The sequence below is a fragment of the Aurantibacter crassamenti genome (genome assembly GCF_016811105.1).
Lineage (GTDB): Bacteria > Bacteroidota > Bacteroidia > Flavobacteriales > Flavobacteriaceae > Aurantibacter_A > Aurantibacter_A crassamenti.
The window spans coordinates 760,925-775,906 of record NZ_JAFBGM010000002.1 but is presented as its reverse complement, the minus strand read 5'-3'; the positions used below and the strand labels follow the sequence as shown (position 1 = coordinate 775,906).

Sequence of the window (14,982 nt, the reverse complement as noted above, 5' to 3'; positions counted from 1 at the left end):
AAAACTTTCTTGAATGTCTGATAACTAGGCAGGTTTTATTTTTTCTTTTTACTATAAAAAACACTGGGGATTAATAGCCAAAGACTTTTCTATAACATCGTAAGAATAGTTGAAATTCCTAGTCCTAACTACATTTTAGAAGCTATGTTATGAGCATTTTATTTATTTTCTATAAATTTTCATTGAACCATTGCATACGTCATTTTCAACACATGGGTAACTTGGAATTTCATACTGGAAGGCTGAATAATTACCAATAAATTCATTGGTATTATTTTTATAACTACCGTTAAATTTTAAGTTAAAATCAACTGAGAAATCGTAACTAATTCCATTACAAATATCTGAGCTATAACCACTTTCTAAAGATTTAAAGTTGATCGATAAAGTAGTATTGACTAACAGGTATTCATTTATAGATATCACTCCATCATTGTCCGAAGAAGAATTACCAACAAAGGTAATTGTATTATTCGAATTGAAAATAAAAGTGGATGTAAATGGAATTTCAATGTTATCTCCACCAATGCTACAACTTGCCGTGGTATATTTCATTATCCAAACACCTGATAAGTCGATTTCTTTTTCTTTGTATACAATTGCTATAACAGTAGAAATCTCAACGAAACCTTCTTTAAAGACCTCATGTGTATATGAAAAAGTCTCATCTTCGCCTGATATGGATTTGAATTTAATAAATTGACCATTTTGGGAAACCAATTCTACATTAGGATTTGATATTTTTGAAATTATTATTTTGTCATTTTTATTAAATGGAATAATCTCTGAAGAACCTTGATAATCGGGTAGTTCTCCAAATAAAGATTTTAATTTGTCCCAGGATTCATTTAACGTACTTAAAGAATTAATAAATAAACCTGTTTCATTAGATACTATTTTGTCTGTGTTATTAACACTCCTAAATTTAGGTTCTAGATCCAAACTTGTATCTGTATTACTTGAAAACTCGTCTATGATTGTTAGAAATGTTGCTTTAACTGGCACCCAATTAGCATAAAGAAATGCTCGCAAATCATTTTTAAATTTAATTGTTGCAGGTAAAATTTCAGCAAATAAAATATAGGCAGACGCGGCTACTGCTAAGCCTGCTGCCGCAATACCAACACCTAAGGTAGCAGGCGAGATTGAAACGGAAATACCTGCCAAAGTCAAAAACGTAATAAAGTGAACTGCACTACGTGCCAACTCTTTAGAAGACCCACCTAAGTTTTTAGCTGTACAACTATAAAATGCTTTCCATCCCTCGTTTTTAGGACAATTTGATTGTATAGTTTTGGAAAATACTGTTGTAGCATCCAAATTTGTGTACAGATTATCTTTAAAAGTTTTAAAAACCTCTTTATTGGCTGTATAGAATAATGCTACTTGTCGTTTTTCTTCATTACTTAAAGAACTATAAAGGTTCTGTACTTCAAGTCGATAATCTTGAGCATTCTGAATTTCTTTAGCAATGAGTGGGCTAGTATTATTTAGATTTGAAATTTCTGTATCAAAATTCTCAAATACATTTGATATTAGCTCTTCGGTGTTCAGTACAGTAGTCTCCGTTACAGTAAATTCAATAGTGCCTAAATCAAATTGTAAGTTGTATTTTCCATTGCCAATGTCGGGTACAGCAAAAGCTAATGTGTTTTCATCTGTTTTTACTATTGAAACAGCTGTTTCCGCAAAAAGTCCGCTGTAAGATTCTAATAATTGGGTGTTAGTGACTGAAATTGTAATTACCTGAAAACTTTTAACATTTGTGCTTTCAACATTTATTTTTTCAGAATTTACTGGTGAATCCAAAGAATCATTGCTATCTGGGATACACCCATAAAAAGCGAGTACTATGATAAATAAAAAAATTAGATTTTTCATATTAAAAATTATTTTTCAATATAATTTTTAATTTTAATAATTAAAATACCTAATAGTGGGTATTTTGCAAAAGGCAATTCACAAAAAATATTAAAAAACGTGCTTTAGTATTTGATAGTACCAAAGCACGTTTGTAAATGCTATTCTGTTAGTAATTTACTACCGTAATAGATTACCTCTGAAATTATTTTACCATCTTCATCAAAACCCTGACTGATATGCATCATCAAAGTGATTGCTTTTTTGTCTGACTTTCTAATTAGTTGTAGTTTCCACCATGAAAGTACTTCGCGACCGTTACCCATTTCATATTCTAAGTAATCTGGGTAACCAAAGATTTCAACATTTTTTATTTCAAAGGCCTTTAAAAACTCTTCTCTAATTGGTTTTATTTCCTCTGTGTTTCGTGAAATTTCAATGTCGTCATTTATGTCATAAAATGTTGCCTCATCGCCATAAAAACTTAAGTATTTATCTAAATCTCCTTTTTCAAAAGCATACATAGCTTTTCGAACTGTATTAATATTATCATGGTGGTTATAAATGGTGCCGTTTGTTCTATTTGAAAAACTGCTAATTATTTCATCAATAACACGAGTATTACTATAATCAATAATTCTTTTTATTTTATTGTCTTTGGTAATGGTGTATAAACTATGTGATGGAGCATCAATTTTAACGCCGGTGGTTTTATGTACCCCTTTTATCAAATCCCAGGTTTGTACATCAACCTCTTTTTCTTTATTGTCTTTTTTATACTCTACTGCGTCAGGATATGATCCTGGGTAGGCCTCTGCTGAAAAATAGTCTAACTCATCATAATAGCGCATTGAACTTGCTAAATACCGCTCGCTGTCCCATTCATTAGTACTAGGTTTGTGTGATGTGCCATTATATGATTTAAAGTCTTCTGTTAAGTAACTTGCCATTTTTTCTTTGTCTCCGCTTAGCCAAGCTTTATTAAACTCTTCTACAACTTGAATGGCAGGATGTTCACTGTAAACAGTTCCATTGGCTTTTTTTTGTGCAAAGGCAGTTAAACTAATTGATAATGTGAGCGCGAATAATAGTACTTTGTTTTTCATATTGGTGGTTTTTATTTGTTGTTTTGGTTATTAAAATTGTTAGTGTTTATACATTGATAGACCTCTATTTTTTAAGCTAAAACCTAACAGGATCCAACTATTGTTCCCCCGAAAATTGGCTGGATTGCCCCATTAGGTTTGGTCTTGGTTTTATGCTACTTCTATTTCTTTGTTAATTCTTATTTTCTTGAAAAATTATTACATTAAAAGATATTCAAAACCACAAGTACATGCATTGAATCTTGAACTGATTGAAATTTTTAATTTATTTAATTATCAATGTTTTTGGCGTAGGAGGAATTACCCAAAATATAAATTACGATTAGGGGGAGTTAAATCGTTTGTAAGCGTTTCAAAAATTAAATAGAGACCTGTTTTTTATTGGCTTTATAAAAGGAGGGAACAAATTTTAATCCTGTTAAAGTACGTTAAATTTTAACACAAATGATATAAAAAAACAATAGGTTTTGGAGGAATTTAAATTCAATAAGAAAAAACTTACGAAATCAATTTGATTATGAAATAATTGTATTTTCTAATTGCTTTTCTTCAATAATACCATTCTTTAAATGAACGTAATAAGAATGGTTTTCTTCATTTAAAGAGACTGATGTTTGAACTTGCTCATTTATAAAATGAATAGCAGAACGGTCATCACAAGCATAACCATCACTTAATTTACCTGAAAGAATATTGTTTTGATATAGTGGTCTACGTGACTTCTCAGAATTGTAATGCGGACAATGACTTTTGTTTATAAAACTCATACCGTGAACTATGCTTAACTCTTTAGGTCTTGAGTCAGTTGTACCTGCATTGAACCAACAAAGTGAACCTGCGCTACCACCGCCCATAACAACGCCGTTATCATAAGCTGATTTAAGTGCACTATCAATACCTTGTGCTTTCCAAATGGCTAACATATTAAGGGTGTTTCCTCCACCAACTACAATTGCGTCCATTTTATGAATGATTTCTTCAAATGATTCTTTTTGGTCATATGAATTTATCCAAACGCTTAACACATGAGGTGTCACATTAATTTGAGTACAGACTTCGTAAAAAGAATCTATATAAGATTGGTCTTCACCACTTGCAGTGGGTATAAAACAGAGGTTTGGCTTTTGCTTGCCTGTTGCTTCTGCCATATATTTTAAAAAAGGTACTGTATGTCGTCCGCTACCGTAAATAAATAATTGTCTTTTCATAAGTGCTTTAAATATAAAAAAACTTCAGATTTAGTAGACTTTAGTTGTCCGCGTTTCTGTTTCTATTACTATTGTTTCGGTTTGTATTTCGTCCCCTTGAATTAGAATTCCTAGATCGATTTTGGTTTTGGTTGCCACTTCTATTTCTAGATTGACTTTGATTTCTAGGTCGTCTGGGTTGTGGCGCAGTTTCCGGTTCATCATCATCACCATCAATAAATTGATGTTCTGGCATTCTCGGCACTTCTTGCTTAATTAACTTTTCAATATCACGTAAGTATGGTCGTTCTTCTTTGTCGCAAAAAGAAAGTGCAATACCACTTGCGCTAGCTCGGCCAGTTCTACCAATTCTATGTACATAGGTTTCTGAAACATTAGGAAGATCAAAATTTATAACCAGGGCTAAATCTTCAACGTCTATACCTCTTGCAGCTATATCTGTAGCAACTAACACTTTTAATTTGCCATCTTTAAAATCACCTAATGCTTTTTGACGAGCAGTTTGTGATTTATTTCCGTGGATGGCAGCCGAACGAATGTCAGCTTGTGCCAGTTTTTTCACAATTTTGTTGGCGCCGTGCTTGGTTCGCGAGAATACTAAAACAGAATCACTTGAACGCTCTTGCAATAAATGCACTAAAAGTTTTGGCTTATTCTTTTTACTAACAAAGTATACACCTTGTTCTACTTTTTCTGCTGTTGCCTGTTCTGGTTTAATGGTAACTCTTTCAAAATCACCTAATATCTTTCTAGAGAGTTCAACAATATCTTTTGGCATAGTAGCCGAAAAGAAAAGCGATTGACGTTTTGGAGGTAGTTTGGCAATTATCTTCTTGATATCATGAATAAAACCCATGTCTAGCATTTGGTCTGCTTCATCAAGTACGGCAAATTCAATATCTCTAAAGTTGATAATGCCTTGATTCATTAAATCTAAAAGTCTACCTGGTGTAGCTACAAGAATGTCAACGCCATTTCTGAGAGCGTTCACTTGCTTGCCTTGTTTTACACCACCAAAGATTACTGTATTTCGTAAGCCGGTATATTTACCATAGTTGGTTAAACTGTCACCAATTTGTATCGCTAATTCTCGTGTTGGCGTTACAATTAAGGCGCGAACCTTTTTTTTGCCCGCTTGCTGGTTTTTTGAGTTATACAGATGATGTAGTATAGGTATACCAAATGCTGCAGTTTTTCCAGTACCTGTCTGAGCAACGCCCAATAGGTCTTTTCCCTTTAATAATATAGGAATGGCTTGTTCTTGAATAGGGGTTGGGTTTGTATAACCTTGAGCCTCAAGGGCATCTAATATTGGCTCTGCAAGGCCTAATTCTTTGAATGTCATAAAAATAAATAAGCGGCGAAGGTAAGTCTAAAAAGGCACTTTAATGCCTAAAGTTTAAGGTTTTATACGTTCAAATTGAACTTATAGTCCGGCAATTGCAGCTTCAGCACAGCGTTCACCATCCATAGCTGCTGAAACAATTCCGCCAGCATATCCGCCACCTTCTCCACAAGGGAATAAACCTTTGATTTCTGGGTGCTCTAACTTTTCATTTCTTGGAATGGTAACTGGTGATGAGGTTCTAGATTCTACGCCAATAATATTTGCCTGCGATGTATAATAACCTTTCATTTTCTTTCCGAATTCAGTAAAACCAGCACGTAAACGACTGCCAATTAATTTTGGGAGTAATGAATGTAATGGTGCTGATTTTAAACCAGGTTGGTATGAAGTAGGGTTGAGGTCTTCTGAAAGTTTTCCTTCAACAAAATCAGTAAGCCGTTGTGAAGGTGCTGTTTGGGATCTTCCGCCTGAAGTGAATGCCAAACGTTCCAAATCTTTTTGATATTCCAATCCTCTTAGTTCGCCAAACTTTTCATACTTGTATAAATCTTCATCTACATTGATTTCTACAACGATACCTGAGTTTGCATAAATATTATTTCTTTTTGAAGGTGACATTCCGTTTACAACTACCTCACCTGGCGCTGTTGCAGCAGGAACAATAAAACCACCCGGACACATACAAAAAGAATAAACGCCTCTCCCTTTTGATTGATGTACTAGGCTATATGCGGCAGCTGGTAATAAGGTATTTCGATTGCCATGACAGTGGTATTGAATAGAATCTATTATTTGCTGCGGATGTTCTACGCGAACACCCATGGCAAACGATTTTGCTTTTAAGGCTATTTTCTTTTTTTCTAACAGATAAAAAATATCACGTGCAGAATGCCCTGTGGCGAGAATCACTCGATTAACCTCAATTTCATCAGAGTCGTTAAGAACAATAGATTTTATTTGATTTTCATCAATTATAAAGTCCGTCACTTTAGTGTCAAAATGTACTTCACCACCTTTTTCAATGATGGTTTCACGAATGTCTTGTACAATTTTTGGTAATTTATTTGTACCAATATGTGGGTGGGCGTCAACCAAAATTTCTTCTGTTGCTCCATGAAAAACCAAACTTTCAAAAATACGTCGTACGTCACCTCGTTTTAAACTTCTCGTATAAAGTTTACCATCTGAATAAGTGCCGGCACCACCTTCGCCAAAACAATAATTGGAGTTTTCATTTACTTTGTGGTCTTGGTTTATTGCTTTTAAATCGCGTCGACGGTTTTGAACATTTTTGCCACGTTCAAGAACAATTGGTTTAAACCCCAATTCTAAACACCGTAGTGCTGCCCACATCCCCGCAGGGCCAAAACCAATAATATGAACTGCTTTTGCCTTTGAAACATCTTTGTAGATAAAAGAATAATCAGTAGAAGTCGGCATTGGTTCATTGATAAAGACTTCTAATTTGTAATTAAAGTAGATGCTTGGTTTACGAGCATCAATTGATTTTCTCAGTACTTTAATTTCAATCTCATTCTCTGAAACGCCTAGGTATTTAGCTGTTTTAGTTTTCAGACCTAGCTTTTCTTCTTCCTTTAAACTTACCCGTAGTTGGATGTTTCTAACCATAATGGCAAAATTACTGTTATTTCACTATCAACGGCTGACTTCAGGCTTGCTTTTTAATTTTTTACAATCTATCCTTAAAAATCTACGACTGGGTAATTATTTCTTTAAGATTGCTAACTTGTTCTCCATATTTGTTTCAAAGACTAAATTCATCAATAACCATACTTGGTGCGGTGCTATATTAATCATAGGTATATTGAAATTATTTATATGCAAAAATTTATAAAAGACATACTCGCTTCGATTGCAATAGGGACCGTCATTTTTTTTGTTATTCATATAGTTTTGTTTTCAACCGGCGCATTGAATGGTGATTTTACACCAGCAAATGTTTGGAAAGAGTATTATGAAAACATGATAATGTCAATGCTTATTTATTTGGCTAATATATATGCTTGGCGTTTTTTTAGATTCAAATACGGTAACTTATTAAACTCAGGTAAAAATTTATTTTTTGGCTTTTTATTAAACTTGACAGCTTCATTTGCTGCAATTTTTGTGTCTAAAATAATCTTACAAGTTGTAATAGCCAGAATCCCTTTTGTTGAATTTATTTCGAATCATCAATTTAATTCATACCTCATTCCAATGTTTATTGCAGTAGTAATAATATTGGCTTTTTATGCCTTTTATTTTTACAAGCATTGGCAAGAAAATAGAGTCAAAGAACAGAAGATAATTGCAGGTACTGCTTCGGCTAAATTTGATGCTTTAAAGAATCAATTAGATCCTCATTTTTTATTTAATAGCCTTAATGTTTTAACCAGTTTAATTGAAGAAGATCCAAATCAAGCTCAAAAGTTTACAACTTCATTATCAAAGGTTTACAGGTATGTTCTTGAGCAAAAAAATAAAGATTTAATTTCTGTGGATGAAGAGTTTCGATTTGCTAGAACTTATGTTCGGCTTTTGAAAATGAGATTTGAAGATAGCATTGTTTTTGACATACCTGAGAAGAGTACAAACCCAGAGGCTAAAATTGTGCCATTGTCGTTACAACTGCTATTAGAAAATGCAGTAAAACATAATGTGGTTACTTCAGATAGGCCATTGCATATTAGCGTTTATGAAGAGGATAATATGTTGGTGGTGCGTAATAATCTTCAAGAAAAGCAGGTGGTTCGTAAGAGTAGCGGAGTTGGTTTGCAGAATATTAAACAACGCTATGAAATCTTAACTGAGCGAAAGGTATTAATTCAGAAGGGTGATGTAAACTTTAGTGTTCAATTACCAATGCTAACAAAACAAGTTTCTGTGATGGAGAAACAGCGTGTTTATATTGATGATAAATACTATAAAAAAGCAAAAGAAAAGGTTGAAAAAATAAAGAAGTTTTATGGCAATCTGTTATCCTATTGTATAATTATCCCGTTTTTGGCATTTTTAAACTATCAGTCCACAGGATTTCCATGGGTGCTATTTCCTATGGTTGGATGGGGTATTGGAGTGATTGCTCACGGAATGGAAGCTTATGGCTATAATCCGTTATGGGGTAAGGGCTGGGAAGATCGTAGAATTAAAAAGTATATGGATGATGATCGTTTTTAGCCTTATTCTTCCTGTCATTTTATATAGATAATAAGAGTTATTACAATCCATCCTACAGAATCTACAATTCAGTATTATTAATTTAGGAAAGGGACTAATTAACCAGAAATTTGAATAAATAATAAATCATTACAGATGGAATATTCAGATAAAGAAAGCAAGTATTTTAGAGCACAAGAGAAAGTTAATGAACTAAAGAAATTTTATACAAGCCTAATTTCTTATGTGTTTGTAATAGCAATGCTAGCCGGTATAAATTATTATACAGATCAATGGAATTACCCTTGGTTTTTATGGGCGGCGTTCGGTTGGGGAATTGGTCTTATTTTTAATGCAATAAAGGTTTTTGGTGCGAACCCCTTTCTTGGTAAAGGTTGGGAAGAACGCAAAATAAATGAAATTATGAACGAGGACAAAGATCAGAACCGATGGAAGTAGAAACTAGAACTGAACGAAAAAAATTAAATAGAGCTAAAAAGCGCATTGCTGAACTTAAAGGGTTTTATTGGCATTTAGCTTCATACTTAGGTGTTAATTTGTTTATAACCATTGTTAAATTAACCCAAAATATGAGTTCAGGAGAGAGTTTTTCAGACGCTTTTTTGGACTTTGGAACCTTTGCCATATGGATTTTTTGGGGTATTGGTTTGGCCGCACACGCCATTAAAGTTTTTTCCCTGATTTCAATTTTCGGAAAAGATTGGGAAGAAAAGCAAATACAGAAGTTTATTCAAGAAGAACAAGAAAGAGCTGAAAAATTTAGATAAATTATCAAATTATGGAAACCAATCAAGCAAAAAAATTGAAAAGAGCGCAACGCAGAGTTGGGCAGATTAAAAAGTTTTACAAGCACCTTAGAATTTTCATTGTAGTTAATATATTGTTGCTGGTGTTTAAATTCAAGGCTTATGAGTTTTTTACCGAAAAAGGCATTTCTGATGAAGGTTTTTTAAACTGGTTTGAATGGAATATTATTGGAACGCCTGTAATATGGGGTATTGGTCTAGGCTGTCATGCGATTTATGTTTTTATTCTAAAATCAAAACCTTTAAAAGAATTAAGGCCACAGTTTCTAAAAGATTGGGAAGAGCGCCAGATAGAGAAGATAATGCGTGAAGATAAAAATAGTAATGATTAATATTTAAGTGTTACAATATATGAATGTTATTATAATAGAAGATGAAAAGCCAGCCGCTCGTAGACTATCAAGACTATTAGCTGAATTAAATATTAATGTATCAGTACTATTATATTCTGTTGAAGAATCAATTGCCTGGTTTGAAGGTAATGAGCATCCGGATCTTATTTTTTTAGATATTCAATTATCAGACGGACTCTCATTTGAGATTTTTGATGCAATTGAAATAAAGAGTTCAATAATTTTTACCACAGCGTATGACGAGTATGCTTTGCAAGCATTTAAATTAAACAGCATAGATTATTTATTGAAACCAATTGATGATGAAGATTTAGAACATGCGGTAAAAAAATATCAAGAGATGCGACCGAGTACACAAAAGTTGAGTATAGATTTTGAGGATATAAAAAAGTTGTTGGTTAACCCAATCGAAAGAGAATACAAAAAAAGATTTACGGCAAGAGTAGGGCAACACTTGAAAATTATAAATGCTGATGAGGTTGAAAGTTTTTACAGTGAAAACAAAGGTACCTATGCCGCTACGATTGATGGTAGAAATTATTTAATGGATACTACTTTAGAAAGTCTTGAAAATGAACTTTCACCAAAAAAATTCTTCAGAGTAAGTCGTAAGTTTTACATTAACGTTGATCATATAAAAGATATCATAGCATACTCAAATTCAAGGCTAAAAATCAAGTTAAATCACTTTGATGAACAAGAAATTATTGTGAGTAGAGAACGTGTTAAGGACTTCAAGCTTTGGTTGGAGTAAAGTTATTTAAAAGATTGGATCACAATTGTCTGAATTGTGCTATAGATATTTCTTATAGTACTCAAAACCCCTATTTTTCCTTAGATTTTTCTACTCTGTTGTCATCGAACGAAGAAGGTAAAAGTTTTGGTATCAATTTTATGAAAATTGGTAATAAAACAGCGCCACCTGGTAGAATAAATATAGCCAACGAAGGTATGCTTTTAAAAATATCTATGAGCTGATTTTGCACCTTTTTTTTCTCTTCTTCGTCAAGGTCTTTTATGGTAGATTTTGTTAGAAGTGCAACAAGTTCTTTACTTTCTAAAAGCTCTTTTTTAAGTCGTTTGCTGTTTCTTGAGATGAGCTTGTCAACAACTTTTGCCATGCTTTCATAAAATTGAACAGCTAAATTGTTGTCTTTTAAAAAGGGCACAACCTCAGAATTTTTTGCAAAAAAAGCAGTAATTTCTTCTAATGCGCGTACAATTGATTTTTCTTCAATACCTAAATCTCTTCCTATACCATGAATAAATTCTGATTCTTGATATTCAAATGTTTTGTCCTCCCAAACAGTTAAACAGGCAATATCCAGAAAATATCGGTTTTCCCATTCAGAGTTATTTGCAATCAGCTTTTTACGGAATGATCCATCAAAGGCATTCTTTTCAAAATCAACAAATGTGAGCGAAGCCTCAAAAAGTTGGGCTAGACGTTCATCTTTTTTATTAATTTCTTTTGAGTTTAAAGCATGAAAAGTGGTGTTAATCGTCAAATATTCTAATAATTGCGCATGCTGCCTTGTGCCACTTTCATGGGTTAAATGATACTTATAAGTTAACACATCAATGAATAGCAGTGAATTTGTAATTATACTATTAAAGGTCTTACTTAACATATTATCTTCTAGATAGACTCTAGAATCAATAAGCTTCTCTAGTTTAGCTGAAGTTTTATTGCCAGCAAAAAGCTTGCTTAAAAAAGTAAGTCCGCTTACTTCAAGTAATTCATAAAACTTTAAGATGCTCTCTAGAAAGGCATCAAAATCTGAATTCTCTGTTTCTTGTTTAAAAGTGAAATATAAAGAGGTCAGTAAATTTATTTTGGCAATTTCATCTTCAGATAACCGATGCTCGGGTGTGATAAACCTAGGCACCTTTACATTAATGCCATATACAAACCCCGTTTTCTTAAGGCCACCATATAGGTCTCTAAAATCAGAATATGTTTCAAGGTTGTCTTTGACCAAGTGTCCGAACTTGTCTATCCATCCTGAGGCCGAAGGGTTCATGCTTAATAATTTGGAGTTACAAAATAAAGCTATTTACGGCAGTTTGACCTTATAATTATCCTTCGTAAGCATTCTGAATAAAATAAATTTTCATTTTTAACACTAAAAAATGAACCCTCGAATAATATCTGCGTAGGTAAGGCAAATATTTAATCTAAAAATTGTTATTATGAAAAAAAGTAAGCTTTTAATAAAACTGTCGATTGTGGCTGTTTTAGGTATAGTATTGGTCGCAGCTGACCATATTGATGCACCTTCAACAACAGGTACTACTGCTGATATTGCAGATTTCTACGCATTTGAACCAACAGAAGGTTCTGACAACACTGTTTTTGCAGTTGATTTGCAATCAAACATACTTCCAGATTTGGCGTATGGTACATTTGATGAAGATGTTTTAACTGAGATTAATATCGATACCAATAATGATTTGGTTGAAGATTTGGTTATTCAAGCAATACCTAGGGATGGTATGATGTACTTCTTCGGACCTTATGCGCCTTCTTCAACTGGTATTTCTGGTACTGTTCTTACAGATTACCCATTAGGTGCTGTTGAAATTTCAGCTGCTACCGCTATTGTTGAAACTACTGCTGACGGTGTTTCATTATTTGCTGGACCAAGACAAGATGCTTTTTTCTTTGACTTCTTTCAGTTCAATAAAGTAATAGGTGGTGAAGCTCCTGAAGGTTTTTTAGCTCCTGAAGATGCTATGGATCCTTTTGACGGAACTAATACCATGTCTATTGTAGTTGAAATACCAAACAGCATGTTAGGTGAAACAACAGGACAAAATGCACTAGGTGTAACGGTTTATAAGACTTGGGTAACTACAAACAGCAAACAATAATTGTAATTATAAAAAATAAAAAAGATGAGAATTCATAAATATAAATTTATCATGCCATTAGTTTTGGCAACGTTAGTCTTTACTTCTTGTTCAAGCGATGACAATTCAATTGAACCAATGCAACAGGCTACTTGTAACGACGGAATAATGAACGGTACAGAAACTGCAATTGATTGTGGTGGATCTTGTACACCTTGCGACGTTGCGATGATGGAGCCGGATTTTTCTGGAACTTACTCGCAAGTTGATTTTATGGGACGCCCAGGTATTAATACTGTATTGAGTGTTGATATGGACGGACAACCTAGTGTAAAGGATGCCTATAATGTTTCTATTCCTTCAGAAATGGCTGCTACTTTTCAAGCTGGTTTTGAAGCAAGATTAGAGCAGTACCATGATGTGTATGCAGGTTTATTAGGTTTTCAACCGGAAGATGTTGATTACGAAAACAATATTTTAGGATTAGATGCTGCTACGCTTACAGGTTATTTGGCTGCTGATGTTCTTGAAGTAGCACCAGATGCACAAACTACTTATTTTTTACCTGGTCCTGATGTTGATATGGATGGTAATGTATTGAATGATCCGGCTATTATCGGATTAACTGGTAGAACTCCACAAGATGATGTTATTGATGTTTCATTAATTCTTCTTTTTGGAGGAATGGATGGCGTCCGATTCAGCGGTCAAGATGATGGTAACGGCGGTAATTTACCACGTTTAACATCTGATGGTGTTGGTCTATCAGCAGATATATCTACAAGTTTCCCTTATTTGGGGGCTCCTGAATAAGTCTATGAAAAAGGGAGCATTGGGAGGGTAGTAAAATATCCTCCCTTTATTTTAATTGTTTAACTGTACGTAAAATTAAGAACATGAGATTTATATTATTTTCACTTTCATTACTCTTCTTTATTTCCTGCAAAACAGAAACGGCACAAAAATTAACCAATATTAGTGACTATGATGAATATCTGGCGGTAAGCAAAATAGATACTACATCAAAGTACTTTGAAATTTGGAATAAAAAAATAGAAGCAGATAGTTCGCAATTTTTAAGTTTCGGAATAGTTGCTGGCGAGTATAATAGATACTTCAAAAATACTGGTGATATCAAGTTTTTAAAGAAAGCTGAAAAATCACTAAAAAAAGCTGTAGATGTAGCCAATATTGGTAAATCAGGTTATTTAAGAGCATTAGCTAGAAATTATATTTCACAACATCGATTTAGAGAGGCACTTGTTTTAGCAGATTCTGCCCGATACATTGGTAGCGGAGTTAAAGAATCTCAGGCATTGTTATTTGATATTCATATTGAACTTGGTAATTATGATGTTGCTAAAAAATATTTAGATAGTACAGAAAACCTTTCCAGTTTTGGATACTTGATTCGTGTTGCAAAATGGAATGATTATAAAGGTGATCTAGATACTACTATTCGCTTTATGGAAAAAGCAATGGCTAAGGCTGAGAGTTCAAAAAACAAGAATCTTCTAATATGGTCGTATACAAACTTAGCTGACTATTATGGTCACGCAGGTAGAATTGAAGATTCGTACAATCATTATTTAAAGACTTTGCAATTAGACCCGAAAAATGCATATGCTAAAAAGGGTATTGCTTGGATTGTATTTTCTCATGAAAAGAATCCACAAGAGGCCTTGCGTATTCTTGATGCGGTAACTAAAAATAATAAAGCTCCAGATTATTTGCTTTTAAAATCAGAAATAGCAGAATATATGGGCAATGAGTTAGCCAGTATAGAGTATATGGAAGAGTATTTTAAAGTCATAAAAGATAACTCTCTTTACCATATGTACAGCGCATATACTATTCCGTTGTATCTAGATATTACAGAACAATATAACAAGGCGCTAGTGTTGGCTAAACAAGAAGTAGCAAATAGGGCAACCCCTGAAGCATATAGTCTTTTGGCTAATACTTATTTGAAATTAGGTGAAATAGATATGGCTTTGCAAATTACTGATGAACACATTGCAGATAAAACGTTTGAACCAGCTATACTATATAGGGCTGCAGAGGTTTATAGAGCAGCGGGTGAAACAGGTAAAGTTGCAACAATAAAAAAAGAATTAGTAGGTGCGTTTTACGAATTGGGACCAATTATGGAAAACAAAATTGTCAGCCTCTAGCCAGTGTAAAATTCCCCCACAGTATTTTATTGTAATTCCAGTTTTTTTAGGTTAGGTTGATTTTTGTAGATGTCGTATCGTTAGGGTACGACATCTT

At 33.5% G+C, this 14,982-nt stretch carries 14 protein-coding genes; 8 read left to right on the top strand and 6 right to left on the bottom strand.

Annotated features, from left to right (window positions below):
• Positions 1 to 162: 162 nt before the first annotated feature.
• From JQC67_RS16015 to JQC67_RS15995, 5 genes are all read right to left on the bottom strand, one after another.
• Positions 163 to 1,881, bottom strand: coding sequence for a hypothetical protein (locus JQC67_RS16015; protein WP_203253929.1), 1,719 nt, complete (start codon positions 1,879 to 1,881; stop codon positions 163 to 165).
• Between the two features lie 140 nt (positions 1,882 to 2,021).
• Entirely contained in the window at positions 2,022 to 2,966 is a 945-nt protein-coding gene (locus JQC67_RS16010; RefSeq protein ID WP_203253928.1) for a nuclear transport factor 2 family protein, read from the bottom strand.
• Between the two features lie 515 nt (positions 2,967 to 3,481).
• Entirely contained in the window at positions 3,482 to 4,174 is a 693-nt protein-coding gene (locus JQC67_RS16005; RefSeq protein ID WP_203253927.1) for a Type 1 glutamine amidotransferase-like domain-containing protein, read from the bottom strand.
• A 40-nt stretch (positions 4,175 to 4,214) separates the two neighbouring features.
• Positions 4,215 to 5,519, bottom strand: a complete 1,305-nt coding sequence (locus JQC67_RS16000) for a DEAD/DEAH box helicase (RefSeq protein WP_203253926.1) — start codon at positions 5,517 to 5,519, stop codon at positions 4,215 to 4,217.
• 81 nt (positions 5,520 to 5,600) lie between these two features.
• A complete protein-coding gene (locus JQC67_RS15995) occupies positions 5,601 to 7,151 on the bottom strand; it encodes an NAD(P)/FAD-dependent oxidoreductase (RefSeq protein WP_203253925.1) in 1,551 nt (516 codons plus the stop codon).
• Between the two features lie 210 nt (positions 7,152 to 7,361).
• Between JQC67_RS15995 and JQC67_RS15990 the strand changes: the two genes are divergently transcribed.
• The 5 genes from JQC67_RS15990 to JQC67_RS15970 all read left to right on the top strand — a co-directional run bounded on the left by JQC67_RS15990 (position 7,362) and on the right by JQC67_RS15970 (position 10,612).
• A complete protein-coding gene (locus JQC67_RS15990; RefSeq protein ID WP_203253924.1) occupies positions 7,362 to 8,699 on the top strand; it encodes a 2TM domain-containing protein in 1,338 nt (445 codons plus the stop codon).
• Positions 8,700 to 8,834: 135 nt separating this feature from the next.
• Positions 8,835 to 9,137 carry a 2TM domain-containing protein gene (locus JQC67_RS15985; protein WP_203253923.1) on the top strand — a complete coding sequence of 101 codons (303 nt, stop codon included), beginning with the start codon at positions 8,835 to 8,837 and terminating at the stop codon, positions 9,135 to 9,137.
• Positions 9,128 to 9,466, top strand: coding sequence for a 2TM domain-containing protein (locus JQC67_RS15980; protein WP_203253922.1), 339 nt, complete (start codon positions 9,128 to 9,130; stop codon positions 9,464 to 9,466). Before JQC67_RS15985 ends, JQC67_RS15980 begins: the two co-directional genes overlap by 10 nt.
• 11 nt (positions 9,467 to 9,477) lie before the next feature.
• Complete coding sequence (locus tag JQC67_RS15975; RefSeq protein WP_203253921.1) at positions 9,478 to 9,837, top strand: 2TM domain-containing protein; 360 nt, start codon at positions 9,478 to 9,480, stop codon at positions 9,835 to 9,837.
• Between the two features lie 19 nt (positions 9,838 to 9,856).
• The gene (locus tag JQC67_RS15970; RefSeq protein ID WP_203253920.1) at positions 9,857 to 10,612 is read left to right on the top strand and encodes a LytR/AlgR family response regulator transcription factor; all 756 of its coding nucleotides are present in this window, start codon (positions 9,857 to 9,859) and stop codon (positions 10,610 to 10,612) included.
• Between the two features lie 70 nt (positions 10,613 to 10,682).
• On the opposite strand, the gene JQC67_RS15965 is transcribed toward JQC67_RS15970, so the two are convergent.
• A complete protein-coding gene (locus JQC67_RS15965) occupies positions 10,683 to 11,882 on the bottom strand; it encodes an LETM1-related biofilm-associated protein (protein ID WP_203253919.1) in 1,200 nt (399 codons plus the stop codon).
• Positions 11,883 to 12,051: 169 nt separating this feature from the next.
• Between JQC67_RS15965 and JQC67_RS15960 the strand changes: the two genes are divergently transcribed.
• From JQC67_RS15960 to JQC67_RS15950, 3 genes are all read left to right on the top strand, one after another.
• Positions 12,052 to 12,732 (top strand): DUF4331 family protein, encoded by a 681-nt coding sequence (locus tag JQC67_RS15960; protein ID WP_203253918.1) that lies wholly within the window; start codon positions 12,052 to 12,054, stop codon positions 12,730 to 12,732.
• 24 nt (positions 12,733 to 12,756) lie between these two features.
• Positions 12,757 to 13,524, top strand: a complete 768-nt coding sequence (locus JQC67_RS15955) for a DUF4331 family protein (protein ID WP_203253917.1) — start codon at positions 12,757 to 12,759, stop codon at positions 13,522 to 13,524.
• Between the two features lie 83 nt (positions 13,525 to 13,607).
• Positions 13,608 to 14,885 carry a tetratricopeptide repeat protein gene (locus JQC67_RS15950; protein ID WP_203253916.1) on the top strand — a complete coding sequence of 426 codons (1,278 nt, stop codon included), beginning with the start codon at positions 13,608 to 13,610 and terminating at the stop codon, positions 14,883 to 14,885.
• Positions 14,886 to 14,982: the final 97 nt, after the last annotated feature.

Excerpts from the sequence above, each read along its gene's own strand:
- JQC67_RS16000 (WP_203253926.1), bottom strand. The coding sequence starts at position 5,519 with ATGACATTCAAAGAATTAGGCCTTGCAGAGCCAATATTAGATGCCCTT.
- JQC67_RS16010 (WP_203253928.1), bottom strand. The coding sequence starts at position 2,966 with ATGAAAAACAAAGTACTATTATTCGCGCTCACATTATCAATTAGTTTA.
- JQC67_RS15975 (WP_203253921.1), top strand. The coding sequence starts at position 9,478 with ATGGAAACCAATCAAGCAAAAAAATTGAAAAGAGCGCAACGCAGAGTT.
- JQC67_RS15990 (WP_203253924.1), top strand. The coding sequence starts at position 7,362 with ATGCAAAAATTTATAAAAGACATACTCGCTTCGATTGCAATAGGGACC.
- JQC67_RS15995 (WP_203253925.1), bottom strand. The coding sequence starts at position 7,151 with ATGGTTAGAAACATCCAACTACGGGTAAGTTTAAAGGAAGAAGAAAAG.
- JQC67_RS15950 (WP_203253916.1), top strand. The coding sequence starts at position 13,608 with ATGAGATTTATATTATTTTCACTTTCATTACTCTTCTTTATTTCCTGC.
- JQC67_RS15955 (WP_203253917.1), top strand. The coding sequence starts at position 12,757 with ATGAGAATTCATAAATATAAATTTATCATGCCATTAGTTTTGGCAACG.
- JQC67_RS15980 (WP_203253922.1), top strand. The coding sequence starts at position 9,128 with ATGGAAGTAGAAACTAGAACTGAACGAAAAAAATTAAATAGAGCTAAA.
- JQC67_RS15985 (WP_203253923.1), top strand. The coding sequence starts at position 8,835 with ATGGAATATTCAGATAAAGAAAGCAAGTATTTTAGAGCACAAGAGAAA.
- JQC67_RS16015 (WP_203253929.1), bottom strand. The coding sequence starts at position 1,881 with ATGAAAAATCTAATTTTTTTATTTATCATAGTACTCGCTTTTTATGGG.
- JQC67_RS15965 (WP_203253919.1), bottom strand. The coding sequence starts at position 11,882 with ATGAACCCTTCGGCCTCAGGATGGATAGACAAGTTCGGACACTTGGTC.
- JQC67_RS15960 (WP_203253918.1), top strand. The coding sequence starts at position 12,052 with ATGAAAAAAAGTAAGCTTTTAATAAAACTGTCGATTGTGGCTGTTTTA.
- JQC67_RS15970 (WP_203253920.1), top strand. The coding sequence starts at position 9,857 with ATGAATGTTATTATAATAGAAGATGAAAAGCCAGCCGCTCGTAGACTA.
- JQC67_RS16005 (WP_203253927.1), bottom strand. The coding sequence starts at position 4,174 with ATGAAAAGACAATTATTTATTTACGGTAGCGGACGACATACAGTACCT.